This window comes from Companilactobacillus allii (assembly GCF_001971585.1).
GTDB lineage: Bacteria > Bacillota > Bacilli > Lactobacillales > Lactobacillaceae > Companilactobacillus > Companilactobacillus allii.
Genome location: NZ_CP019323.1, coordinates 367396 through 392193 on the forward strand (window position 1 = coordinate 367396; position 24798 = coordinate 392193).

General features: G+C 36.2%; 23 protein-coding genes. 10 read left to right on the top strand and 13 right to left on the bottom strand.

Annotated features, from left to right (window positions below; all coding sequences use genetic code 11):
- Nucleotides 1–16: 16 nt before the first annotated feature.
- A complete protein-coding gene (locus BTM29_RS01820; RefSeq protein ID WP_076613869.1) occupies nt 17–385 on the bottom strand; it encodes a DUF488 domain-containing protein in 369 nt (122 codons plus the stop codon).
- Between the two features lie 78 nt (nt 386–463).
- On the opposite strand from BTM29_RS01820, the gene BTM29_RS01825 reads away from it, so the two are divergent.
- The 5 genes from BTM29_RS01825 to BTM29_RS01845 all read left to right on the top strand — a co-directional run bounded on the left by BTM29_RS01825 (nt 464) and on the right by BTM29_RS01845 (nt 4423).
- A complete protein-coding gene (locus tag BTM29_RS01825) occupies nt 464–1666 on the top strand; it encodes a betaine/proline/choline family ABC transporter ATP-binding protein (RefSeq protein WP_076613870.1) in 1203 nt (400 codons plus the stop codon).
- A complete protein-coding gene (locus BTM29_RS01830; protein ID WP_076613871.1) occupies nt 1663–2298 on the top strand; it encodes an ABC transporter permease in 636 nt (211 codons plus the stop codon). The genes BTM29_RS01825 and BTM29_RS01830 overlap by 4 nt, the downstream gene beginning before the upstream one ends.
- A gap of 2 nt (nt 2299–2300) precedes the next feature.
- On the top strand, nt 2301–3227 hold the full coding sequence (locus BTM29_RS01835; protein ID WP_076613872.1) for an osmoprotectant ABC transporter substrate-binding protein: 927 nt from the start codon (nt 2301–2303) through the stop codon (nt 3225–3227).
- On the top strand, nt 3227–3889 hold the full coding sequence (locus BTM29_RS01840; RefSeq protein ID WP_076613873.1) for an ABC transporter permease: 663 nt from the start codon (nt 3227–3229) through the stop codon (nt 3887–3889). Before BTM29_RS01835 ends, BTM29_RS01840 begins: the two co-directional genes overlap by 1 nt.
- 99 nt (nt 3890–3988) lie before the next feature.
- Nucleotides 3989–4423, top strand: coding sequence for an Hsp20/alpha crystallin family protein (locus BTM29_RS01845; protein WP_076613874.1), 435 nt, complete (start codon nt 3989–3991; stop codon nt 4421–4423).
- A 27-nt stretch (nt 4424–4450) separates the two neighbouring features.
- On the opposite strand, the gene BTM29_RS01850 is transcribed toward BTM29_RS01845, so the two are convergent.
- The 3 genes from BTM29_RS01850 to BTM29_RS01865 all read right to left on the bottom strand — a co-directional run bounded on the left by BTM29_RS01850 (nt 4451) and on the right by BTM29_RS01865 (nt 9088).
- Nucleotides 4451–5794, bottom strand: coding sequence for an amino acid permease (locus BTM29_RS01850; protein WP_076613875.1), 1344 nt, complete (start codon nt 5792–5794; stop codon nt 4451–4453).
- Nucleotides 5795–5812: 18 nt separating this feature from the next.
- Complete coding sequence (locus BTM29_RS01855; RefSeq protein WP_076613876.1) at nt 5813–7159, bottom strand: amino acid permease; 1347 nt, start codon at nt 7157–7159, stop codon at nt 5813–5815.
- 936 nt (nt 7160–8095) lie between these two features.
- Nucleotides 8096–9088 (bottom strand): LacI family DNA-binding transcriptional regulator, encoded by a 993-nt coding sequence (locus BTM29_RS01865; RefSeq protein ID WP_076613878.1) that lies wholly within the window; start codon nt 9086–9088, stop codon nt 8096–8098.
- A gap of 484 nt (nt 9089–9572) precedes the next feature.
- On the opposite strand from BTM29_RS01865, the gene BTM29_RS01870 reads away from it, so the two are divergent.
- The gene (locus tag BTM29_RS01870; RefSeq protein WP_076613879.1) at nt 9573–10055 is read left to right on the top strand and encodes a hypothetical protein; all 483 of its coding nucleotides are present in this window, start codon (nt 9573–9575) and stop codon (nt 10053–10055) included.
- 70 nt (nt 10056–10125) lie between these two features.
- On the opposite strand, the gene BTM29_RS01875 is transcribed toward BTM29_RS01870, so the two are convergent.
- Nucleotides 10126–10836, bottom strand: a complete 711-nt coding sequence (locus BTM29_RS01875; protein ID WP_076613880.1) for a demethylmenaquinone methyltransferase — start codon at nt 10834–10836, stop codon at nt 10126–10128.
- A gap of 21 nt (nt 10837–10857) precedes the next feature.
- Nucleotides 10858–11466: a histidine phosphatase family protein gene (locus BTM29_RS01880; RefSeq protein ID WP_076613881.1), complete on the bottom strand. Its 609-nt coding sequence runs from the start codon at nt 11464–11466 to the stop codon at nt 10858–10860.
- Between the two features lie 231 nt (nt 11467–11697).
- Between BTM29_RS01880 and BTM29_RS01885 the strand changes: the two genes are divergently transcribed.
- Nucleotides 11698–12981 (top strand): solute carrier family 23 protein, encoded by a 1284-nt coding sequence (locus BTM29_RS01885; RefSeq protein ID WP_076613882.1) that lies wholly within the window; start codon nt 11698–11700, stop codon nt 12979–12981.
- Nucleotides 12982–12984: 3 nt separating this feature from the next.
- Here BTM29_RS01885 and BTM29_RS01890 read toward each other — a convergent pair whose 3' ends face one another.
- The gene (locus BTM29_RS01890) at nt 12985–14871 is read right to left on the bottom strand and encodes a fructose-1,6-bisphosphatase (RefSeq protein ID WP_076613883.1); all 1887 of its coding nucleotides are present in this window, start codon (nt 14869–14871) and stop codon (nt 12985–12987) included.
- A 138-nt stretch (nt 14872–15009) separates the two neighbouring features.
- Between BTM29_RS01890 and BTM29_RS01895 the strand changes: the two genes are divergently transcribed.
- Nucleotides 15010–15894 carry an aldo/keto reductase gene (locus tag BTM29_RS01895; RefSeq protein WP_076613884.1) on the top strand — a complete coding sequence of 295 codons (885 nt, stop codon included), beginning with the start codon at nt 15010–15012 and terminating at the stop codon, nt 15892–15894.
- Nucleotides 15895–16061: 167 nt separating this feature from the next.
- Here BTM29_RS01895 and BTM29_RS01900 read toward each other — a convergent pair whose 3' ends face one another.
- The 5 genes from BTM29_RS01900 to BTM29_RS01920 all read right to left on the bottom strand — a co-directional run bounded on the left by BTM29_RS01900 (nt 16062) and on the right by BTM29_RS01920 (nt 21503).
- Nucleotides 16062–16829 (bottom strand): hypothetical protein, encoded by a 768-nt coding sequence (locus BTM29_RS01900; protein ID WP_076613885.1) that lies wholly within the window; start codon nt 16827–16829, stop codon nt 16062–16064.
- Nucleotides 16830–17008: 179 nt separating this feature from the next.
- On the bottom strand, nt 17009–17809 hold the full coding sequence (locus BTM29_RS01905; RefSeq protein ID WP_076613886.1) for a hypothetical protein: 801 nt from the start codon (nt 17807–17809) through the stop codon (nt 17009–17011).
- 193 nt (nt 17810–18002) lie between these two features.
- Entirely contained in the window at nt 18003–19007 is a 1005-nt protein-coding gene (locus tag BTM29_RS01910) for a D-2-hydroxyacid dehydrogenase (RefSeq protein ID WP_076613887.1), read from the bottom strand.
- A gap of 22 nt (nt 19008–19029) precedes the next feature.
- On the bottom strand, nt 19030–19953 hold the full coding sequence (locus tag BTM29_RS01915) for a DMT family transporter (protein ID WP_076613888.1): 924 nt from the start codon (nt 19951–19953) through the stop codon (nt 19030–19032).
- A gap of 113 nt (nt 19954–20066) precedes the next feature.
- A complete protein-coding gene (locus BTM29_RS01920; protein ID WP_076613889.1) occupies nt 20067–21503 on the bottom strand; it encodes a C69 family dipeptidase in 1437 nt (478 codons plus the stop codon).
- A gap of 217 nt (nt 21504–21720) precedes the next feature.
- Here BTM29_RS01920 and BTM29_RS01925 point away from each other — a divergent pair, with 217 nt between their 5' ends.
- Nucleotides 21721–23010 carry a nucleobase:cation symporter-2 family protein gene (locus tag BTM29_RS01925; protein ID WP_076613890.1) on the top strand — a complete coding sequence of 430 codons (1290 nt, stop codon included), beginning with the start codon at nt 21721–21723 and terminating at the stop codon, nt 23008–23010.
- Nucleotides 23011–23144: 134 nt separating this feature from the next.
- Here BTM29_RS01925 and BTM29_RS01930 read toward each other — a convergent pair whose 3' ends face one another.
- Nucleotides 23145–23480, bottom strand: a complete 336-nt coding sequence (locus tag BTM29_RS01930) for a hypothetical protein (RefSeq protein WP_076613891.1) — start codon at nt 23478–23480, stop codon at nt 23145–23147.
- Between the two features lie 163 nt (nt 23481–23643).
- Between BTM29_RS01930 and BTM29_RS01935 the strand changes: the two genes are divergently transcribed.
- On the top strand, nt 23644–24666 hold the full coding sequence (locus tag BTM29_RS01935) for a D-2-hydroxyacid dehydrogenase (RefSeq protein WP_076613892.1): 1023 nt from the start codon (nt 23644–23646) through the stop codon (nt 24664–24666).
- The last annotated feature ends 132 nt before the right edge of the window (nt 24667–24798 follow it).

Genomic DNA, 24798 nt, shown 5'->3' on the forward strand with positions numbered 1-24798 from the left:
TCGATAGATGTTTTCTTCAATTATTATTAATTAGTTTATTAAGATATTCTTCCAAAACTTCTGCATTGTTACATTCTTCATCCTTTGCACCGTATAAGAATAGAACATCTTGTTTTTTTAATTCTTCTTCGACTATTTTAATAAATTCTGTTGTATATTCATTATTTTCGATCTCTTTTGTATATTTGATTTCAAATTCTTCATACTTATCTTCGTCATGTCCGAACCATTTTCTTAACTCTGTTGAAGGTGAAATATTTTTAGCCCACAAATCCAGTTTGGCATTAATTTTGGATATTCCACGTGGCCACAAGCGATCAACCAAAATTCTATATCCAGCGGGTAAGTCCTTGTTATAGATACGTTTGACAACTATTTTTGACATAATATATCCAACCTCTTTTTGAATTAATTTCGCTATCATTGTATCATAGCTAACGTTAGTCATTTTATAGGAGGATTTATGCAGACCGCGAAAGAAATAATTTCATTTCAAGATGTAGCAAAAAACTACCGTGGCGGCAACGACGCTGTCGAGGATATCAACATAACAATTAACGAGGGGGAGTTCGTCTGTCTAATTGGAACATCTGGTTCCGGAAAGACCACAACTATGAGAATGATCAATCGTATGATTGAACCTAGTCGTGGAAAAATCATTTTTAAAGGAAAGAATCTTAAGACATTCGACCCTGTTAAGTTACGGCGTACAATCGGATACGTTATTCAGAATAATGGACTAATGCCTCACATGACCATCAAGGACAATATTACTCTTGTTCCTAAACTACTCAAATGGTCACAGGATAAAATGGATCGTAAGGCTGTGGAATTAATAAAATTGGCCGATCTTCCTGAAAGTTATTTAGAGCGCTACCCTGCTGAACTATCTGGTGGACAACAACAAAGAATCGGTGTCGTTCGTGCCTTAGCTGCCGATCAAGACATTATCTTAATGGATGAGCCATTTGGTGCCTTAGACCCTATCACACGTGACGATCTACAAGAATTAGTTAAACATCTTCAAGAAGAACTTGGTAAGACTATCATCTTTGTTACCCACGATATGGATGAGGCATTAAAATTAGCAACACACATTGTCATTATGGATAGTGGTCATATTATCCAAGATGACACACCAGACAATATCTTACAGCATCCCGCTTCTGACTTTGTTAAAGAGCTATTAGGTGAAGAGCGTTTGCTTCAAGCTCAACAAAATACTCTATCTGTCAGTGACATCATGTCAAAAAATCCTGCCAAGATCACACTTGGTCAATCTCTTGCTGAAGCTATTAGAGAGATGAGTTTGAAACACGTTGATAACCTTTTGGTTACAGATGATAACAACAAACTCAAAGGTTTTATCGATTTGGAGACCATAAACGACCGCTACTCGAAGTATTCGAACGTTTCGGACATCTACCAACCAAATCGTTTTAAGGTCAAGACAACGTCATATTTGCGTGATACAAGTGAGCGTATTTTGAAGCAAGGCTACAAATACGTCCCTGTTATCGACAATGACAATAACCTTATCGGTATAGTTACTCGTGCTTCCTTAGTAAATATCATCTACGACGCTATTTGGGGTAGTGAAGAATTGGATAATCCTGAAGGCATCAAATTACCTGAGTCAATTGCAAAGGAGAGTGATAATGCATGATTACCTTTCTGAACCAGCATGGCTCTGAATTGATAATCAAAACCTGGGAACAGATCTATATCTCAGCTTTTGCCATTATCCTCGGAATTATAGTTGCTGTACCACTTGGCATTCTTCTGACTCGTTACGATAAAACAGCCAAGTATGTCATGTCTATCACTGGGATGCTTCAAACCATCCCTTCACTAGCTTTGTTAGCTTTGATGATCCCGATATTTGGTATCGGTAAAGTCCCAGCTATTGTTGCTTTGTTTATTTATTCATTATTACCAATTTTACGTAATACATATATCGGTATGAAAAAGGTCAATAAGAACCTACTAGACGCAGCCCGTGGTCTGGGGATGACCACGATGCAGTCCATTTTTAAAGTTGAGATACCAATGTCCATGCCTATTATTATGTCTGGTATCAGACTATCAACTGTTTATGTTATTTCTTGGTCTACTTTGGCGTCATATATCGGTGCCGGTGGATTAGGTGATTTCATCTTTAACGGACTTAATCTTTACAATCCAAGTCTTATTATCGGTGGTACTATACCAGTTACTATTTTGGCAATTTTAGCCGATTATTTACTAGGTATATTTGAGAAAAAAGTTACGCCAAAAACTAAACGCAGTGAGGTGTAATTATGAAAAAAACATTCAAAAAATTATTAACAATTATATCTCTTTTAACAATGTTACTAGTATCTGGTTGTGGTTGGCCCGGACTCGGGTCTGGTTCTAAAGATACTATTCGAGTTGCCAGTCTTTCTACAACTGAGTCTATGATCGTGTCAGAAATAATCATGGAACTTATTTCACACGAAACTGATTATAAAACCGAGATCGTCAATAACTTAGGTTCTAATCAACTAGTGCACGCCGCTTTGATGCGTAATAACGCTGATATTGCCGCCGAGAATTTTACCGGTGACGAATTGATTGCTACTTTGAAACATAAACCAATCAAAAATCGTGCTAAAGCAAACCGTACTGTTAAACGACTCTACAATCAAAAATTTGATCAAACTTGGTTCCCAACTTATGGATTCGCTAACACTTATAATATGTTGGTAACACAAAAGATGGCCAAGAAGTATAACTTACACAATATCAGTGATCTGAAAAAAATTGCTCCAAACATGAATATTGGTGCTGATAATATCTGGATCAACCGTCCTGACGATGGTTACCCAGCCTTTTCACGTGCTTATGGATTCACTTTCAAACGTGTCTATCCTATGCAAGTTGGACTAGTCTATTCTGCTGTAGCTGCTGGTAAAATGTCAGCCGTCTTAGGATATTCTACTGATGGTCGTATCAAGAGTTACAACTTGAAGATATTACCTGATAATAAGAATTTCTTCCCTCCATATGATACAAGTATGGTCGTTAATAATAGCTTATTAAAGAAGCATCCTGAGTTAAAACCATTGCTTCACAGACTAGATGGGAAAATATCGTTATCACAAATGCAAACAATGAACTATGAAGTCGATAATAATCTCCGTGAACCGGCAGATGTCGCTCGAGAATTCTTACAAAAAAATAACTATTTCAGAGGTGATAAATAATGGCTGATCAGCCGCTATGGAGACAATTGATCTTTTATTTCACACACAACGGAATATACGTGCTAGAACAATTTGGTAGACACTTTTTGATCTCATTTTATGGTGTTTTGATTGCTGCTATAATTGGTATTCCATTAGGAATATATATTGCCAATCATTACAAACTTGGTAATTTCATCATCAGTATCGCTAACGTTATCCAAACTGTCCCATCCCTTGCCATGTTATCCATTATCATGTTGGCATTAGGATTGGGGCCAAATACAGTTATCGTAACGATTTTCCTTTATTCACTACTACCAATACTCAAGAATACATATACTGGAATGCGAAACGTTGATCCAAACGTTATTGATTCGGCCCGTGGTATGGGGATGACTGGATTGCAATTACTATATATGGTCAAGCTTCCACTAGCAATGTCAGTTATAATGTCTGGTATTCGTACCGCTATGGTCGTTGCTATTGGTAATACTGCCATCGGTTCCTTCGTTGGCGCGGGTGGTCTTGGTGACTTGATCATTCGTGGTACCAATGCTACTGACGGTGCACCATTGATACTTGCCGGTGCCCTGCCAACTGCTCTAATGGCAGTTATAACCGACTTATTGATCGGTCTGCTACAGAAATATTTCGAGCCAACTAATTACATGAAAAAATAGTTTTTTAGCACTCTACTATTCAGAGTGCTAAATTCTTGAATTTCCCCCTGACCAGGTACTATACTGTATTTGTAATGAAGGAAAGGAAGTAATTGATATATGGCAAATGAAATTATGGATCGTCATAACGATACTTTAAGGGACTGGTTTGGTAATTCATTAATGAATAACTTCCCTACATTTTTCAATGACAGTGATATTGATACCGTATTGAAAACCGACATTAAGGAATCTGATAAGGACTACGAAGTCAAAGTAGACATGCCAGATTTTGATAAGAAGAATATTGACATCAACTATCAAAACGATACATTAACAATTAGTGGTCACCGTGACAGTTTCAACGATCATGAAGATAAAAATGGAGATATGATTATGAGTGAACGTTCTAACGGACGTTTTGCAAGACAATATCACTTACCAGCAGTTGACGAACAAAGTATCAAGGCTGATTATACTGATGGTGTTTTGAAGATCACACTTCCAAAAGTTGAAAATAAAAAAGAACTCGGTCACCACATAAATATAGGTTAATAAAAAAGTGAAATCGCATCTGCGATTTCACTTTTTTTGTTTCTTAAGTATTGAATATACAACAATCAACATTATCCAAAAGGCGATGGTAAATATCATCGCCAAACGAGTACTTGAAATTACCAGCAATAATATCAATATTCCAATAAAAAATATCAAACTAAGATAATTTGTATAAGGATATCCAGGCATCTGATATTTACCAAGATGTTTAGTCTGGTGTCTATAAACTACATGAGTCCACAAAAGCACTATCCAAACAATAATAAAATTGATTGTGGAAATCGTGGCGATAAGACTGAAGACACTTGCCGGCATAACATAATTCAGTAAAACTATGACCAACAAAGCAACACTAGAAAACATCAATGACCAAATTGGTACACCATTATTGCCAACCAAAGACATCTTCTTAGGTGCGTTCCCCTTGGCACTTAATCCATAAAGAGTTCGACTGGTACTGAAAAGGCAACTATTGGTAGCTGACAAAGATGCCGTCAAAACTACAAAGTTCAATATTCCTGCTGCTCCTTTAATACCGATTCCTGAGAATACTTGCACAAATGGACTGATATCTGTGGTTATCTGGTTCCAAGGATATACGCTCATGATTGCTACCATAGCTCCAACATAGAACAATCCGATCCTAATAGGAACTGAATTGATGGCCCTTGGTAGATTAAGTTCTGGATTCTTAGTCTCACCAGCTGTGATTCCCACCATTTCGATACCGACAAATGCAAAGACGACCATTTGAAATGACATTAAAAATCCGCTGATACCAGTCGGAAACATCCCACCATGACTGATCAAGTTGCTAAACCCAGCATTACCACTGCCAACTGGCAACTTGAAGATTGCCATTCCTATACCAACAACCACTAGAACAATTATCGCGATAACTTTGATCATTGAAAAGCCTGATTCCATCTCACCAAAAAGTTTAACATTAACAAAGTTCACAGTGACCAAAATTAGCAAAATGACCAGTGCTGACAACCATTGTGGAATAATTGGAAACCAATACTTGATGTAAATACCAGAGGCAGTCAGATCCGCCATAGCTAAGGTGATCCAACAAAACCAATATGCCCACCCAGTAACGAATTCGGCTCTATTCCCCAAATATTGTCGAATAAACTCTAAAAATGAATGCTTAGTAGTATCCGATAGTAACAATTCACCAATTGCACGCATCATCAAGAAGCAAAATAGTCCTGTTATCAAATAAGAAAAGATGATCGATGGTCCGGACTTATGGATTGCTTCACCAGAACCTAAGAATAGCCCTGTTCCAATAGCACCACCGATTGCTATCATCTGAATATGTCTACTACCTAAAGACCTAGATAGTGTTTTCTTCTCTTCCATATTTCACACTTCCTTACATCATTTTTTGTGGTAAATCGATAACATCACTATCCAAAAGATAATTGTGATGATCATTGGAATCCTAGTTGTATTTACAAACAATAATAAAATCAAAATTGCTATAAAAAATATCAAACTAATATAATTACTAAATGGATAAAGTGGCATCTTAAAAATCTTGATACCACTAGGATTTTTCTTTCTGAACAATAAATGTGTCCAGATGAGAATTATCCACACAATAATAAAGTTGATAGTTGAAACTGTCGAAATCAAACTGAATACATTGGATGGCATAAAGAAATTCAAAGCTACGATCACTAATAAAGCTGTCGCAGAAAATATCAATGACCAGACTGGAACTCCGTTATTGCCGACTAATTTGAATTTCTTTGGTGCATTACCCTTCAAACTCAAACTATAAAGAGTCCGGCTAGTACTAAATAGACAACTATTAGTGGCCGACAATGACGCCGTTAAAACAACAAAGTTCAAAATCCCTGCAGCTCCATTGATACCGATTCCTGAAAAGACTTGAACAAAGGGACTAGTAGTTGTTGAGATCCTTTGCCAAGAATAAACACTCATGATGGCTATCATTGATCCAACATAGAACAATCCGATCCTAATCGGTAAGCTATTGATAGCCTTTGGAAGATTGATCTCAGGTTCAGCCGCCTCTCCAGCAGTCAATCCGACCATTTCAATCCCAACGAAGGCAAAAATAACCATTTGAAATGACATCAAAAATCCCTTAAATCCTGTCGGGAAAAATCCTCCATGACTTACCAGATTGGAAAATCCTGCATTCCCACCTGTAACTGGTGTGTGCAAAAAAGCCATCCCAACTCCGATCACCACTAATGCAATAATGGCGATGATCTTTATCATCGAAAACCCAGTTTCTAATTCTCCAAATAACTTCACATTAACAAAGTTCATTAAAAATAAAATTATCAAAATAACCAAAGCTGATAACCATTGTGGAACACTTGGAAACCAATACTTGATATAAATACCAGAAGCAGTCAGATCCGCCATGGCAACCGTGATCCAACATAGCCAATATGCCCACCCAGTAACGAATTCGAATCGGTCACCTAGATAAATTCGAATGAAATCTAGAAACGAATGTTTCGTAGTATCTGATAATAATAATTCTCCAATTGCACGCATCATGAAGAAACAAAAGAATCCTGCAATCGTATATGCCAGAATAATTGATGGTCCAGCTTCATGGATAGCACTACCAGAGCCTAAAAATAGTCCTGTACCAATTGCTCCACCGATTGCTATCATCTGAATATGTCGACCTTCAAGTGACCTTGAAAGTGTTTGTTCTTTTGTGGTAGATTTTTCTTTCATAAATAAACTTCCCTTGATTAAGTTGCAAAAAGCGTTAAAAAAAGACGTCTCTACTACATTTCTGTAATAGGGACGTCTTTAACGCGGTTCCACCCAAATTTGCAATTTCTTGCATCTCTTAAGCTTATATAGGTAGCTGTCCTGTAAATTAGAGCACCATTTTCATTGCTAATTTTCAGCCTAGACTAGCATCTCTTTGGATAAACATGTGTATAGTATAAATGGCATAGTATTAAAAAGCAACTAACATTATGAAAAAAGAATTAATCTATACCAATTATAAAAATGAAAATTCACACTTTTTTCACATTTTGGAATTATTTTTTTCATATTCTTTGGGTATTATAGTAATTGTAGATGAGAGATACAGATATCCCTTTTCTCACCCCCCTATAACATATATATTTAATCCCCTATTTGAAGACACTCCTCCCCAGGGTGCCTTCTATTTTTATTTTTTTAAGTATCAAGTGGTAGTAGTTCTTAACAAAATAAGTTATACTAGTACTCGATAGATATTATATCTATCTTAAGGGAGACAACTATTGTTGTCATTTAAAAAATGGACAAAGAATTTTAATTATAAAAAAGACTTATCATAGACAAGTGGCTATTCAGATTCACATAATTTTCACATTTAACAAGCAAATACTTCATGATAGGCCTGTATTATATAAATTGTAGATAAGAGATACCATAATCCCTTTTCTCATCCCCCCTATAACAATATTTAATCCCCTATATAAAAATACTCCTTCCCCGGGAGTATTTTTTTTTTGTGTATTTTTAGACAAAAAAAACAGCCCTACGTAAACGTAGGACTGTATGTGATGAGGTGCAGCGACCTTCCGAACGTTTTCACGCCGGTCGCGTACCCTCATCTCGGTTTGGCACCATTACTAGTATTGCATGTTTAGTTAACATAAGTCAATATAATTATCCATTCAACATTTTATCGATGTCATCTTGTTGATAATCCTCACACAACTTACCACGTCGTATGAACCTTGATGGTACAGCTTCTTTGATTATTTCATCTTTAAATAATAATTCAAATGACTTCTCACCTATTTCAGATAAACGATGATCAACACTAGAAAAGTCCATCAGAAAACTAATCGGTAAATTCTCCTGTCCGGTAATAATAATATTCTCTTGTTTCATTTCTTGTAACTGACGTTTAGCACCTGCGGCGATTTCATCCCCGTTACAAAAGATAACTTGTAAGTCAGGATCGTAGTTAACAAACTGAGCAGCTGCAGTAATACCGTCAAACATCGTCTTAGATTCACGGAACAACAATTTGTCACTGACTTCTTCACCAAATACTTCTTTATAAGCTTCAGTTGTTAACTTGGCACTTTGACTAGTGTTCTCACTTCGACTTACCGTCAATCCAATGTGAGTATAACCGTTATCCTTTAGTGCCTGCAGTGCATTAACGAATGATTCTTTCCTATTCGTATAAGCCGACGACAATGGATAATTAAAAGTATCCTCACAACAAGTTATCGGACCATACTTCTTGTACTCTACTAGTTTCTCAAACGATACTGCTCTAGAGGTAAATATCAGTCCATCAAAAGCATGATGCTTCAACATATCTAAAAACTTGGTCTCTTCATCTTGATTATAATTTGACTGCAGGAACGTGGCTTGATAGTTATTGGAAAAAGCTGTGCTAATAATGGCATCAGCCAATTTTTGAAAGTATGGGTGATTAACATATGGCAAAACAACGCCAACACGAGAAGTCTTCCCCAGACTCAACGCTCTAGCGAGATCATTTCTATGGTAATTGAGACTTTTCATTGCCGTTTGGATTTCTTCAGCTGTTTTGTCAGACACATAGCCCGTTTGATTGATAACTCGCGAAACTGTTGAAATGGAATGACCTGATACTTTTGCTACATCACGAATATTTGCCATAATTCATCCTCCTAACTCATCTACTTTAATGGTACCTTATGAAACCAGTTCTACAACAAAAATATCTTTTTCGAGAATTGTTATCAGTTTATACAAATATTTTTGTAACATACTAGTATTGTTAGGTAACTACATCTGATTTTGAGGCGAATTATACACATTTATGACCAAATTTATAAATCTTCACAATTTCTTCACATTTTAAATACAAATGATTCACACTTACACGGTAATATATTACTTGTAGATGAGAGACATAAGCCTCTTATCTCGTCCCCCCTATAACATATATTTAATCCCCTAAAAACACATAAGAAGCATTCCTCCCCAGGATGCTTCTTTTATTTTTTTGAATTTTTCATTAGAAATAAAAATTTTAAAATGGTACACTCTTGTTCTAATTTAATAACGCATAAAAACAGCACGTCAACTTGTTTAGTTGGGTGCTGTTTCGTATGCAAAAAATAATAAGGAGCGTGTCATTTTGGAATTTCAACAAAAATTACCACAAAACTTAAAAGAATCACTTATTTTCATGGGGATCATTTCTATTCTCTCTGTAAATATCATTGCACCTATCATTACAGGACTACAAATGGGATTCTCAATTCCACATTACTTGATGGCTGTACACAACATGCCATTTATCTGGATCAGTGTCGTTGCCCTAGTTGTCATAACACAAAAACCAGCCGAAAGATTATCTCGTCGATTCTTAAAACAAGACTCATCATTTCGTTCTACAATGCTGATCAATACAATCTGTAATGTCTTACTTATGTCACTTGTTCTAACCATACTTTGTTCATGGATCGGTGCACGTAACATAACGATGGAACCCATCAATCATTTCTTTATCAAATGGCCTAGAAACTACGCAATTGCCCTAATTGTTGAAGCTCTGATTGCTCAACCACTTGCTCGTTTGGCCATGTCATTGATGCACCGTAATACAATTTCAGATTAAAAAAATAGCTGTTGTTAGCTGTCAAACTATTTTAATTTGACCACTACAACAGCTATTTCTTTCACTTTTATTATATTTTCTTTGTACCGACGTGAATCGCTGCCGATTTCATCATTAACTCTTTGGTCTTTATATCTTCAAAACCAGCATTTTGATACATTTCAACGAGTTGTGAAATACTGACAAATTTATTAACTGAATCATCCAGATATTGATATTCATCTTTCTTAGAAGCAAAAACTTTACCCATCATAGGCATCAACTTATTAAAATAAAGCTTCCAGCCTACTTTGATAACAGGTGTTTGCACTTTGAACGCTTCAAGACAAACGACTTGCCCACCTGGTTTTAAGACACGATATATTTCTTGTAGAACTTTGTTGGCATCTGGAACATTCCGTAGCCCAAAGCCAATAGTTACTACATCGAAACTTTCATCCCTAAACGTCAGATCCATAGCATCTCCTGCTAATAACTCAACGTTTTCAAGGCCTGATTGTCCTACTTTTGATTGACCGATCTTTAACATTTCTTGACTAAAGTCCATCCCAGAAACTCGAGCTAACGGGAATTGTTTACCCAATAAAATAGTCCAATCAGCCGTTCCACAACAAAGATCCAAAATGCGCTTAGGATGGTTGGTAATCATAGAAGTGGCCTTAACTCGCCATTTCTTATGCGTACCTAGACTCATGATAGAATTCATCTTGTCATAGTCAGTCGCAATCGTATTAAAGGTCTTTTTGACGTCGTTTTCCGAAACTTTATTAGTTAATGTCAAAATTACACCTCAATTATATGTTTAGTTAATGTGATTCATTCTTCCATAGTACAACATATATCTCTTACCTGTGGCAGAAATCTTGTATTTTGATACTCCGGCATTATCCGGTTGGATAATATTAGATATATCTGAAGCATTAGTTACGACTTTCATAAATGAACGACTAACGAATCCATGACAGACCACAAGGATCTTTTCGTCACCTTTTTTAGTCATATCAGACATGAAATCATCGACACGTTTGTACACATTAGAATATTCTTCACCATCTTTTGCATACTTTGTGTAGCCTGGTAATAGGAAGTGATTCTCGTCAAATACGTCGGGATATTTGGCTATCATTTCTGTTTCAGTTTTGCCATCCCAACTACCATAATCAGCTTCCAATAATCTATCATCAAATTTAATTTCATGAACATTTTGGTTCAAAATATCTGCTGTTTGTTTAGCTCTCAATAAAGAACTTGAGTAAACCTCATCAAACATATTAATATCAATATTTTTTTCAAGTTCTTCTACTTGTTCAACGCCCTTTTTATTTAAAGGCTTGTTAGTAGACATTCCATTAATCCGACCCTCATAATTTGTGTCGGTCTCTCCATGTCTTACAATGTACAATTCAACCATAAAAATTTTCTCCTCTGTTAGCGCTTTACATTCTACTATTAAGTATTCCATTCTTGCTGTATCTTTTCAACTCTATGTTGACTTATCTTTTCAATTCTATTATGATTAAGAAAATCAAATAGTCCTTTAACATTGGTCCCGTGAGGCTAAAAAGGTACACGTAAAAGTCTTTTATTTCGCATACACGGGATAGAGGACTATTTTTTTCTAAAAATAATTGGGGGAACAAATATGGATGCAAACGACAAGTCCTATAGAAATCCTGAGGCGGTCATTGACCTATATGAAAAGCCACCACTAAGCACTTGGTGGCTTTTATCACTACAGCACTTATTCTCAATGTTTGGAGCAACAGTTCTAGTACCGTTACTAATTGGATTAGATCCTGGTATTGCGTTATTTAGTTCTGGTATTGGTACAATTCTTCATATTCTAATTACCAAGGGTAGAATTCCTGCCTACATGAGTTCGAGTTTTTCATTCATCGTTCCAAGTATTGCTTTAATGAAAACAGCCGGATACGCCGGTGTTGCACAAGGTACTATCGCTGTTGGTCTTGTATATTTGATAGTCGCACTTTTGATTGCGTTTATTGGCTCTGATTGGATCGATAAGGCTCTACCACCAATCGTTGTTGGACCAATTATCATAGTTATCGGATTGTCAGTTGCTAGTAACGCCGCTGACAACGCCATGATGAACAATGGACATTATGACTTGAAATACTTCATTATTTCAATGATCACATTATTCTTAACAGTATTATTCAACATGTACTTCAAGGGATTTTGGAGTAACATTGCTATCTTACTCGGTATCGTTTGCGGTTATGGTATCTCTGTTGCATTTGGTATCGTTGATTTTTCACAGGTCATTTCTACACCTTGGTTCAAATTACCAAACTTCGAATTTCCATTCATTAGTTATACACCTAAAAAAATCTATTGGGATGCCATCTTGAGTTTTGCCCCAATTGCATTCGTTACAATGGCTGAACATCTGGGCCACATCATGGTTCTTGATGAATTAACACACAGAAACTTCTTCAAAAATCCCGGATTACATAGGACACTTGCCGGTGATGGTACAGCTTCAATCTTCGCCGGTTTGGTCGGTGGTCCTCCTATTACATCATACGGTGAAAATATCGGTGTTATGGCTGTTAATAAGATTTTCTCTGTTTACGTTATCGTAGGTGCTGCTATATTCGCTGCACTGTTCGGTTTTGTTGGTAAACTTAGCGCCTTGATCCAAACAATTCCCGGACCAGTTATTGGTGGTATCAGTTTTGTCTTGTTTGGTGTTATTGCATCTAGTGGATTGAAACTTCTTGTCGATAACAAAGTCGACTTTAATAAGAAACATAACTTGATGATTGCCTCTGTAATCTTAGTTATCGGTATCGGTAATGCCTACTTGAAAGTTGGAAGCTTCCAATTCACAGGTATCGGTGTTGCCACGATTGTCGGTATCGTATTGAACTTAATTCTCCCTAAAAAAGCTTTATCAGAATAATTATTATAATTCAGCAGATAGCCCAGCTATCTGCTTTTTTAGTTTCTTACCGATATCTGTATCCCCGACCGTTTTGCGCTTAGCTGATTGTTCAATAACACGCTTTGTGGAAACAACATCGGTCATATCGGCTATAGCCTTTTGACGTGTCGTGAATGGTTCATGAGTGACCAATTGTAATCCATATGAATTATAAAGTAGCGTGTATCCACCAATACCTGTGGTTTTGTGATATGGCTTGGACATCCCACCATCAATGACGAATATCTTACCATTTGCCATAATTGGTGAATGTCCTGATTTGACTGGTGTATGTCCATTTATTATGTGGCCAACTTTGGCATCCAGTGAGAATTCATTGAGTAATTTATCATCGAACCACTCTTCTTTACGCAATGAATAATACGGATTCTTTTTTTCGTGTTGTAATACTTTGTCATCAACAAAATAACGCTCAAACGTTGTCATAGTAGCTTTACCAAATAGTGGTGACAAGCTTCCTGTCCATAAATACCACAAAATATCTGAATTATAACAGTCATTTACTTGGGGATGGTCAAAGGCCTCACGTAAAGTTTTATCGAACAGATCAAATAACTCTTTACCAGAATACTTCTTGTCGCCAAGTTTAAGACTCAACATTTCACCAGCATCATCGACTGGAACACAGCCATGTAGTAAAAGGTTACCGTTATAACGAAGGTACATCGAACCATTTTTAACCATGTAATTCATATGTTTGTGTAACTTCTTCGAGTTAACGAATTGAGTTATCAAATCATCGACAACACTTGCTTCATCAGCTGTTAATTCATATGGTGAGGTTTTATCAACTAGTTGGAAGCACCCATTCATAACGCTGTAATTTTTATCAGAAATAGTTATATATTCTCTATCATCACTGAGTTTACCCAGCATTAGACGATTTGACATTTTAAATGACGGATTACGCTTAATTGCTTGTCCCTCTAGTTTGAATTGTATGATTGCAATCGCTTGTTGAACACAATTATTGCGTTGTTCTGCTTCAGGAGTGATTTTTGTGCCTGTATCAGACTTAGGATCAAATGATTGTTTGGGCTGATAATTCTTCAAAGCAAACTTCTCTAGCTTACTGAAGTCTATTCCATATGATTCACTCAAAATATCCAAATTATCGTATCTGGCACTTATCCTAACTAGATTAGCCATACAAAGTTTGGAACCAGATACACTTCCGATCCAAAGAATATCGTGATTACCCCATTGAAAGTCGATACTGCTACAGTTCTTCATTAAATGTTCTATTATTAGATCAGGATGTGGGCCACGGTCATAAACATCACCGATAATGTGTAAATGATCTACGACCAATTTTTGAATCGTGTGACATGTGGAGATAATGAACGCGTCTGCCATATTTAATCTAATGATACTATCCATGATTTCGGAATAATAAAGGTGCTTGGTCCCATCACTTAGATCAGCGTATAACAATTCTTCAGTTATATAGACAAAGTCACTATCCATCGCCTTTCTAACCTTGGAACGTGTGTATTTATTGGCTGTATACTGCAACATTTCGATCAAGTTATTAAAGGTAGTTATATACCACTGATTCAACTCATCATTACTTTTGAACTTAGTTTTGGTCTGTCTTAATATTTCTGAAGGATAATAAATCAAAAAGGCCAGTTTTTTTTGGCTATCATCAGTTAAGCGACCTGTAAACAATTCACTTATCTTTTGTTTGGTATTACCAGATCCATTGCGCACAATATGTGCGAACTCATCATATTCTCCATGAATATCACTGACAAAAGCCTCAGTTCCTTTCGGTAAATTCAAAATTGCTGAAAGATTAATAATTTCTGACTTAATTTCATTATCACTTGTGAATGTATTTTTCATAAAATTAGCTATACCTTTCGTATATAAATAGTCATCATTACTGTCACATATAAACAATTCGAACTATACCAAATTGTCGAACGTTTTACAAGAATCACAAAATCATTTGCGTTAAAATATTTATATGGAGGTATTAATATGACTTTAAATTTGGAATCCACAGTTACATTGAACAATGGTGTTCAAATGCCACAAGTTGGATTAGGTGTTTGGAAAGTAAATAACACTGGTGCTTCACAGTCCGTTCAATGGGCTATCAAGCATGGCTATAAGGCTATCGATACAGCAAAACAATATGATAACGAAAAAGGTGTTGGCTTAGGTCTTAAAAAAGCTCTCGCTGATAATAATATGAAACGTGAAGATATTTTCTTAACAACAAAGATTTTTAATGGTGATCAAGGATATGATTCAACACTCGAACAATTCAAGGGCCAACTGAAACGTCTTCAGACTGACTATGTCGATCTTTTATTGATCCACTGGCCAGTTGATGGAACATATCTAGAAACTTGGCGTGCCTTAGAAAAGATCTATCATGATGGTTATGCCCGTGCAATTGGTATTTCTAATTTCGATATTACCAAAATGAAGGATATCCTTCTTAACGCATCAGTTAAACCAGCTGTTAATCAAATGGAATTCAATCCACTTTGCCAAGAAGAAGATATCAAAGCATTCTGTGACAAACACAATATCTATCTTGAAGCATGGTCTCCACTTGGTGGTGGGGCTGTTCTTGGCGATACACGTTTGAAAAAAATCGCTGATAAATATAATAAGTCAGTTGCACAAGTTATCTTGCGTTGGGACTTACAACGTGGAATCATTACAATTCCTAAGTCAGTTCACGAAGCACGTATCATTCAAAATGCCGATATCTACGACTTTGAATTGGATGATAAAGACGTTGCTGAAATCAATGGATTTGACGAAGACAAACGTAGTATTTGGTATGGTGGCTTCTTCTGGCATGGCAATCCGGATGGATATAAAGATGAAGTTGACGTTTGGGACGATTAATTTGTTTTAAGTAAAAGAAATAGAGTTTTCTTGATTTCTTACTCAAACTTGCGGTGCAAACGCGAGCCAAACCACAATTTCTTCCGCTTGGTTAAAAATAAGGTCTTCACTTTCGTGAAGGCCTATTTTTACGCCAATGCTCGGAAATTCCCGTGGTTTGGCTCTCTCTATTTAATTTTAACTTCTTCGGCATGATTATTACGATTTAGGATTCCTTCTGCAAAAGTAATTGATTCCTCATTATCTATCAACATTCCACTAAGATATGAGTTCTCAATCAAATTAACAAATTTATTTGTTCCAGAAGCCAATCCAACGTTGGCCCAGATATTGGTGTCAATTAGGTTATCACCAACGATAGCGATGCTTTGAATTGCATCCAGTTCATCCTTTTTTAGATACTTTTCACGTCCGTTTATTTCCACGGTGGAAATAGCGCCATATCTCAAATTATAGGTTTCAAGTGAAGTTCCAAGTTCCCATTCAAAGTCTGTAGAAGGTCTAACGGCAAATTTAGTATCACCATCACCTTCAAGTGAGATTCCGACAATGTTGTCATAATCAAACAATGGGACTAAGAATTTATCAAAGGCACGCTCGATCGTATAACTCTTGATCAGTCTGGTAGGATCTCCATTGAAATAAACATCAAATGATCCATTGCTAAGTTCTCCGATGATAACAGTCTTAGAATAAACTGACTCAAATACTTCAGAGTTCAATAATGGTTCTCTATTTCCACGTTGAAACTTTGATACCAAGGAATTCTCTCTAAAAGGTGAAAATTTCAAGTCCATTTGTTCTAAGTAACGATTCATTCTCTCGTACGTATCGATCATAATATTATCTGCTTGGGAATCACTGTTTTTAAGTGCAATGCGAATAGTGAACGGTATATTCATACTATTGATTGTTTTGTTTAAAAATTTAATCATAGACAATTACTCCTTTATTCAGATTAGTTTTAGTATTTAAATTTTAAGTTTTAATGTGAGTCTATCTCAACTCACAATTCTATTGTAATGAAATTATGTGAATAAAATATGACATAACTCTGAAATTTCATAAGCTTTTACAGAAAAAAATCTCCCAAGAACTTATTCTTGAGAGACTTTCATTTTAGAAATATTTTTTTGGTACTAAAAGATCCATCTCGGAAGTTGATTGTTCCCAACTTTCCATCTACCAACATACCTGTTAAACAAGCACTATCAATTAACTCTGGGAATCTTTTCGTTCCCGCAGAGATACCGGCATTGGCCCAAACAACGGAATCCATCATATCATCACTGAGTATTGTAACTTGTTCCATTTGGCCAACTTGGCTTCTAGGGACACGTTCAAAGTTGAAATTATTGACTGTTGCTACTGACCCACTTTGCATATAGTAAGTAGTCAGTATTTTCTCATCCGATCCAGGCTTCAAAATATTGACACTCCAACGATAATCAGATCCACGACGTGTCTCCATCTTGATATCCTCACCACTTTTTAGTGAGATACCTTCAATATCTAATTCATTAAGTAACGGCTTCAAATATGCATCAAAGACTTCTTCCATTGCCCAACTTTTGACCAGGCCAGTTGGATCATACTTGCCATTGAAGTAGGCACTGAAATAATGCTGTGTCATTTGTTCAGCACCAATAGTCTTGTCATATACCATTTGAAATGGCTCTGAGTTGATTAGAGGACTCTGATCACCTTGTTGAAATTTTGATACCAGTGAGTCTTTCTTTTCAATCGAGAATTCATCATCTATTTGATGTAAGTCGATCTCGATATGGTGCTTAGCCTTATCTAAGTCCTGTTGGATTGATCCATCCGGATTTGTGGTGGCCATAACAATATTAAAAGTGGTATTCATTTGTTTGATTGCTGAAGTTAGGTAGTAGTATTTAGTTTCATCGTCCATATATAGTTCTCCTTATGGTGTATTTATATCGCTAAGATATATTGTTTTCATATGATAAGAAGAATTATAGATGGTGAATGTGAATAAAATGTGATGTGAATTTGTTTATAATTTGAAAAATGAGTGAACATGAAAAAGGGATTCAGTCTTCACTCACGTGACTACTAAATCCCTTTAATTTGAAAATATTATTTTATTTTGTAGTATCAACAATATTCTTAGGTGTTTCACCGTCAATCAAGGCCTTATTTGAATCAAAAGCAACAGTTATCATGTTATGAACGGCTGTTTCTGTATAAAAAGCATTATGTGGCGTGATAATGACATTGATACGTTCTGCCAAGTTCTTGATCTGTGGGTTTGGCAAATTATCAATACTACCCCACTTCTTACCAAATACAGAGTTCTCGTTATCCAAGACATCTAATCCAGCAGCACCAATTTTGCCGCTGTCTAATCCTGCAATCAATGCATCTGTATCAATCAACTCACCACGAGCACAGTTAACAATGAAAACACCATCTTTCATTTGTGCAATGGCATCTTTATTGATCATGTATTTGTTGCTATCAAATAACGGAACGTGCAATGTAATGATATCTGATTGCTTGTAAACTTCCTCAAGGGTATCAACGTACAGTCCTTGTTTCTCAATATCATCGTTATGATATACATCATAAGCAACAACCTTTGCACCGAATCCTTGCAATATTTTGATAACTACCCGGCCAATATGGCCAGTTCCAATTACACCTATAGTTTGTTCACGATATTCTCTACCAATCGTTGGTGCCCAAGTAAAGTCTCCATTATCAAACTTAACGTCAACTTCTGGAACACGACGTAACAGTCTTCCCATTAATAAAACGGTATGTTCAGCAATGGCATTGGGTGAATAAACTGGAACATTAGTTAACTTCATACCAAAATCATTTAAGTCTTTGAATTCAAAATTATCGAATCCCACATTACGAATAGAAATGGACTTAATACCAAATTCCTTCAATTGCTCTAGTGCTCCACGCTCATATGGTGTTGTTTGTAGTGTCACGACACCATTTGATCCCTTTGCCAACTTAGCTGTATCTGGTGTTAAAGTATCGCCAGTATAACCAACCTCAATCTCAGGATTTGCGGCTTCCCACTTCTTCAATGATGATAATTCATCGTCGCGAATTCCGTAAGCAAAAATTTTCATAATTTGTCATTCTCCTTTATTATTAGTCTCCATCTGTATCATATCTGTTTAAGATGTAGATAGCAAAGACAACGATAACTGCACCGATAATTTCGGGAATATTGACACTATATGATAGGAATATGACACTTAGTACAAGTGTGGTAAATGGTTGTACTGCATCTGTGATACTAATAGTTGCGGCCGTTGTATATTTTGTACTGAAGACCATTAACAAGAATGCGACCACGTTACTCAAAAGAATCACCGTTATAACGCCAATCAATGACTTGGTTGATAAATGTGGTGGATTGATCCATATTGGCGTGAAGAAATTAGAAAACACACCAGCAATCAACATTCCCCAACCGGTAACTAATAATCCATTATGCTTAGCAATCAAGCGTTGTGGGATAACAATATACAAAGCGGCCGTTACACCACTTCCAACTCCCCAAAGTACTGATGAGAATGGAATCGATAAGTGAGATATGTCTCCTCTTGTGATCAATAGCACTACACCAATCAATGCTAACGCAAATGAGATAATGTCTATTCTCAAAACTCTCTTGTGACTAAATACTATTGCACCCACCATAATGAACAGTGGTGATAGATACTGCAAAATTGTAGCGGTAGATGAATTACCTGTTTGAATTGCATAAAAAAATGTATACATATTAGCGAATAAACCAAAAATCGAAAAGGCAACTAATGTAAGAGTATCCTTCCATGATTTGAAAATTGAAAAGAATTCCTTTTTCGGTAATATGAACAACGCAACAACCAAAAGAATGACCCCGGCAACTAAAGTTCTAGTTCCAACAAACCACATGGCAGGGATATTTGCATCCTTTGCGACGATTTGCTGAACAGCACCTGAAATACCCCAAGTAACTGATGCAAGGAAGGCTAAGAGAAAACCTTTGCGCAAAGTTTTCTTAGCTATTTGCTTACTTTCTTCCATTGATATTTTCCTCCTGAAAATGTAAAAAGCATTAATAGAATTATTATACAGTTTAGTAAATGAAAAAGCTTGAAAAAAAACTCGCGATTAAAATCATCGCGAGTTAATTAATTCTATAAATTCTTATCCATATCAAATGTTAGTTTTGATAATGTGATTCCTTTTGTATAAAGTTGACCGAAGAATTCATGTGACTTATCAGCCATTTCTTTAACAACCTTTTGGTTTCTATCAGTTAAGAATTGTACAAGTTCTTCGCCTGAATAATTCTTAGCCAACTTATCAGTTTCAGCAACACTCATCTTAAGGTCTTGTCTGATTTCTGTAAGGAAGTCAATGTCAGATTGAATGAACTCTGAATAATGTGATTCAATTAGAACTGACAAAGCGTTGTACATCCAGTAAGCATCTTTGAAGTTGAACTTTAATGATGCATCTTTAAAGCTATCATCAGTATCATTCATATTTGTATAGAATGGGATATATGGTGTATATGTTGGGAATCCAATACATAACCACATAATAGCTGAGAACTCTTTAGGAACATCATTTCTTATTTGAAGAACATGTGAGTTTTGTGTTCTATTCAAGCCAATTGGACGATAACGATACTTGTCATCATCTGATGCATCTGTACTGAATGGGTCAAATGGTGTTTCGTTGTAGTGTGAACCAAGGACATATTCAATATCATCAACAGAGATCTTGTGTTCTGTTTTCATGATAAATGGCAATTCGCCATCTTCTGGATCTTGTTCGATCTCTGGATTGAAGAACTTTTGACCAAACCAAACACGTGGTGTGTTGTAGTGTCTGTCCTTCATATTGTCTGTACCAAATATATGACGGAAATTAAATCCAGTCTTATCTGTGTTCAAGTGATTTGATTCAACGAATTCTTGAATATTATCTGACCACATGAATTGGGCAGAATCGTTAAAGTCAACTTGTTGAATTGAGACACGGTTAGCACAAACGGCATAACTATCATCAGGTATTCTTTGAGCTACCCATTGGTGACCTGTAACGATTTCCATGTACCAAACATCATCTTTATCACTGAATAATACAGAATTACCAGCTGGTGAACCGAATTGTTTGATCAAATCACCAGTACGTTTTACAGCGGCTTTAGCTGAATCAACAAATGGTAGGACCATACGAACTATAACATCTTCATCCATACCATCTTTCACTAGTGGATCAACTGCTAATGCACGTTCGTTACCATATGTACTCTCAGTGGCAGACATAGCGACGTTAGCACCATTAATCCCACTTTCATCGTAGTAACCAAATTGTTTGTAATCTACGTTAGGAACGGCTGGCCATTTATAGTTATCTTCTGGGATCTCTGCTTCAAAGCCGTTAAGCCATGATTTAACAATACGTCCCTTTTCTCCTTTAACAGCCTTGTTCAATACAAAGCTATGTGGTGCGACTGCAAAAAATGTATCGTCATTTCTAGCAATCATAGTAGAACCGTCCATGCTGGCATTCTTACCAACTAAGATAGTTGTACAAGCATCATCCAAATGATTTTTCTTCATTATTGTGAAATCCTCCTAATTAATACTAGTTTATATTTTATCATAATTGAAAACGGTTATCATTTACGAGTTGCTTCCATTTATTTCCGAATTAGTGATATAATTTTTAAAGTAAAGTTATAAAAAGAATAGCAAATCACGAACTAAAACGTTTGTAGTAGGATTTTAGTTCGTTGTGAATTGGCTATTTTCATAAATATATCGGGGAAGGTACAAAATGGACTTAAAAATGCACGATTCTGAAGATTCATTCTTCAAGAATCTACTACTAGGATTTCAACATTTGCTGGCCATGTATTCAGGGGATATTTTGATCCCTATCTTACTTGGTGCAGCATTGAATTTTTCTGCCACACAAATGACATACTTGATTTCAGTAGATATCTTCATGTGTGGTGTAGCCACATTGCTACAAATCAAGCGTACACCACTTACTGGTATTGGATTACCAGTCGTTCTTGGCTCCGCGGTTGAATATGTAACGCCGTTACAAAATATTGGTCAACATTTTGGCCTTGGATATATGTATGGTGGAATTATTGCTGCTGGTATTTTTATCTTATTAATATCAAAGGTATTCTCAAAATTAAAGAGATTCTTCCCTCCAATAGTTACTGGTTCTTTGATCACACTGATTGGATTCACATTGATCCCAGTGGCTTTCCAAAATATCGGTGGTGGTGATGCCACTGCTAAGAGTTTCGGTGATCCTACTGACTTGTTACTAGGATTTGGTACTGCACTTCTTATTATAGTTATTAATATCTGGGGTAGAGGTTTTATAAAACAGATTTCAATCCTTATCGGTATCGTTGCTGGTACCATTGCCGCCATTGCCATGGGTACTATGGGATTTTCTAGCGTTCATAACGCTCACTGGTTCCAATTACCACAACCATTTTACTTCGCTACTCCAAAGTTTGAATGGTCATCTATCGTTATTATGTTACTAGCATCATTAACTTGTATGATTGAATCAACCGGTGTCTACTATGCTTTGTCAGAGATCACACACCGTGAACTGGATGAAACAGACCTACAACATGGTTATGCTTCCGAAGGTATCGCCGCTATTTTAGGTGGTATCTTCAATACATTCCCATATTCAACTTTCTCACAAAATGTGGCTATCGTTGAATTATCAGGTATCAAAAAGAACAAACCAGTTTATTTCTCGGCATTCTTATTGATCCTTTTGGGATTGATTCCAAAAGTTGGTGCTATCGCCACATTGATCCCAACGTCTGTACTTGGTGGCGCTATGCTGATCATGTTTGGTACCGTTGGTGCCGAAGGAATCAAGATGTTAACTAAGGTTGAAATGAGTAGTAACAACCTCTTGATCATGGCCGTTGCCATTGGTCTTGGATTAGGTGTTACCGTTCAACCTACACTTTTGCACTTCTTACCTTCAACATTACAAACGATCCTAAACAACGGTTTAGTTGTTGGTAGTTTTTCAGCCATTATCTTAAATATAATTTTGAATCCTAATACAAAAAAATAACTTCGTTTCTACTCAAGTTTGCAGTAAAAACGCGTGCCAAAACACAATTTTCTCCGTCTAATAAAAAGAAATCGATACTTACTTACGTAATTATCGGTTTCTTTTGCATTATACTCGAAAACTGAACGTGTTTTTCACGCTCTTTTTTTTTGCCCAAGAAAATTGGTTATTAAAGCCCAAATTGCAGGAATAAGATATAGTGGACTAACGATTCCAGCCAATAATAAGATAAACGACCACAATCCACTACCATCATGCATCCTCTTGATTGCAAGACCAATGACTACTTGAATTGCTATATATCCAACAACTAATACTAATCCGGCAATCATCAAGAAAGGTGTTCGTGGTAAATAATAAATCATAGAATAATTATTAAAAATTCGTATGATATCAAAAATTACAGCACCATTGACAATAATCATAATTTGCCACGCCAATAGTTGTGGTAGCGTATTTTTATTTTTCATAGCAATCTCCTTTTTCCTACACTACAGAATATCATAGTTACTATTTTTTAACTTGAAACAAATTTGCCTCTTTTATTTTCAGAAATTAGAGTTACACTTAATAACACAGTTTATTAGAGAATAATTAATCTTCTAATATAATTCAAAGAAAGAGGGATCTGTTATGAAAATTTATGTATTTGGCGTTCGTGGAGATGAAGAAGCACCACTAAAAAAGTGGGCCTCAGAAAATCCAGACGTTAGTATAGATTATACGACTGATATCTTGACTTCCGAAACTGCAGATAATGCAAAGGGTTTTGACGGCGTTTGTTCCGTTCAACGTGAGCCATATTCCAGAGAAGCATTAAAGAAGCTGCATGATTTTGGAATCAGTAAGTTATCAGTTAGAAACGTTGGTACTGATGGATTTGATTATAAGGACCTCAATGACTTCTCATTTACATTGACCAATGTTCCCGTCTATTCGCCTAATGCCATTGCCGAACACGCATCTTTTCTAGTTGGACGCCTGCTTAGACGTGTGCCAGAATTCGATAAGAAATTTGAAAATGGTAATTTCAAATGGGCCCCTACTATTGGTACTGAGATCAGCGGTAAAACCGTTGGTGTCATTGGTACCGGACATATCGGTAGTGTCTTTGCTCGAATTATGCAATTTGGTTATGGTGCCAAAGTGATTGCTTATGACATCGACCCCAATCCTGCCCTTGAAAACCTCGGCATCTACGTGGATTCACTGGATGAATTGTTGGAACAAGCTGATATTATCTCCTTGCATACTCCACTGGAACCACAAGATTATCACATGATCGATGCTGATGCTATTTCCAAAATGAAGCAAGGCTCATACATCATCAACTGTGCTCGTGGTGGACTAGTCGACTCTCAAGCCTTAATTGACGGATTAGATTCTGGTAAGATTGCTGGTGCCGGACTAGACGTTTTGGATAATGAAAATGGTATCTTCCAAAAAGACTTTGGCAGTATCGACGCTGTTCCTAATGAAAAATTCAAGAATCTAGCTAAACGTGATAATGTCATTATCACCCCACATACCGCCTTTTATACTAAAAAGGCCGTACATAACATGGTCTACGAAGCAATGGACACTCAAAAGGCCTTGTTAAGTGGAGAAATCACCAAAAATATTGTTGATACTAAAGAATTTGCAAAAACCGTTTGACAAAGTATTGAACCAGGTGTAACTTATTCACCAATAAATGATTAGAAGTTATTTAATCTTATTAGACGTTGAAGAGAAGAGTAGATTAACGAGTAGTTTGAATAGTGACCGTTAGATAGTGAAAAGACGGAG

Coding starts and splice junctions, on each gene's coding strand:
- BTM29_RS01820 (WP_076613869.1), bottom strand. CDS start 385: ATGTCAAAAATAGTTGTCAAACGTATCTATAACAAGGACTTACCCGCT.
- BTM29_RS01825 (WP_076613870.1), top strand. CDS start 464: ATGCAGACCGCGAAAGAAATAATTTCATTTCAAGATGTAGCAAAAAAC.
- BTM29_RS01830 (WP_076613871.1), top strand. CDS start 1,663: ATGATTACCTTTCTGAACCAGCATGGCTCTGAATTGATAATCAAAACC.
- BTM29_RS01835 (WP_076613872.1), top strand. CDS start 2,301: ATGAAAAAAACATTCAAAAAATTATTAACAATTATATCTCTTTTAACA.
- BTM29_RS01840 (WP_076613873.1), top strand. CDS start 3,227: ATGGCTGATCAGCCGCTATGGAGACAATTGATCTTTTATTTCACACAC.
- BTM29_RS01845 (WP_076613874.1), top strand. CDS start 3,989: ATGGCAAATGAAATTATGGATCGTCATAACGATACTTTAAGGGACTGG.
- BTM29_RS01850 (WP_076613875.1), bottom strand. CDS start 5,794: ATGGAAGAGAAGAAAACACTATCTAGGTCTTTAGGTAGTAGACATATT.
- BTM29_RS01855 (WP_076613876.1), bottom strand. CDS start 7,159: ATGAAAGAAAAATCTACCACAAAAGAACAAACACTTTCAAGGTCACTT.
- BTM29_RS01865 (WP_076613878.1), bottom strand. CDS start 9,088: ATGGCAAATATTCGTGATGTAGCAAAAGTATCAGGTCATTCCATTTCA.
- BTM29_RS01880 (WP_076613881.1), bottom strand. CDS start 11,466: ATGGTTGAATTGTACATTGTAAGACATGGAGAGACCGACACAAATTAT.
- BTM29_RS01885 (WP_076613882.1), top strand. CDS start 11,698: ATGGATGCAAACGACAAGTCCTATAGAAATCCTGAGGCGGTCATTGAC.
- BTM29_RS01890 (WP_076613883.1), bottom strand. CDS start 14,871: ATGAAAAATACATTCACAAGTGATAATGAAATTAAGTCAGAAATTATT.
- BTM29_RS01895 (WP_076613884.1), top strand. CDS start 15,010: ATGACTTTAAATTTGGAATCCACAGTTACATTGAACAATGGTGTTCAA.
- BTM29_RS01900 (WP_076613885.1), bottom strand. CDS start 16,829: ATGATTAAATTTTTAAACAAAACAATCAATAGTATGAATATACCGTTC.
- BTM29_RS01905 (WP_076613886.1), bottom strand. CDS start 17,809: ATGGACGATGAAACTAAATACTACTACCTAACTTCAGCAATCAAACAA.
- BTM29_RS01910 (WP_076613887.1), bottom strand. CDS start 19,007: ATGAAAATTTTTGCTTACGGAATTCGCGACGATGAATTATCATCATTG.
- BTM29_RS01915 (WP_076613888.1), bottom strand. CDS start 19,953: ATGGAAGAAAGTAAGCAAATAGCTAAGAAAACTTTGCGCAAAGGTTTT.
- BTM29_RS01920 (WP_076613889.1), bottom strand. CDS start 21,503: ATGAAGAAAAATCATTTGGATGATGCTTGTACAACTATCTTAGTTGGT.
- BTM29_RS01925 (WP_076613890.1), top strand. CDS start 21,721: ATGGACTTAAAAATGCACGATTCTGAAGATTCATTCTTCAAGAATCTA.
- BTM29_RS01930 (WP_076613891.1), bottom strand. CDS start 23,480: ATGAAAAATAAAAATACGCTACCACAACTATTGGCGTGGCAAATTATG.
- BTM29_RS01935 (WP_076613892.1), top strand. CDS start 23,644: ATGAAAATTTATGTATTTGGCGTTCGTGGAGATGAAGAAGCACCACTA.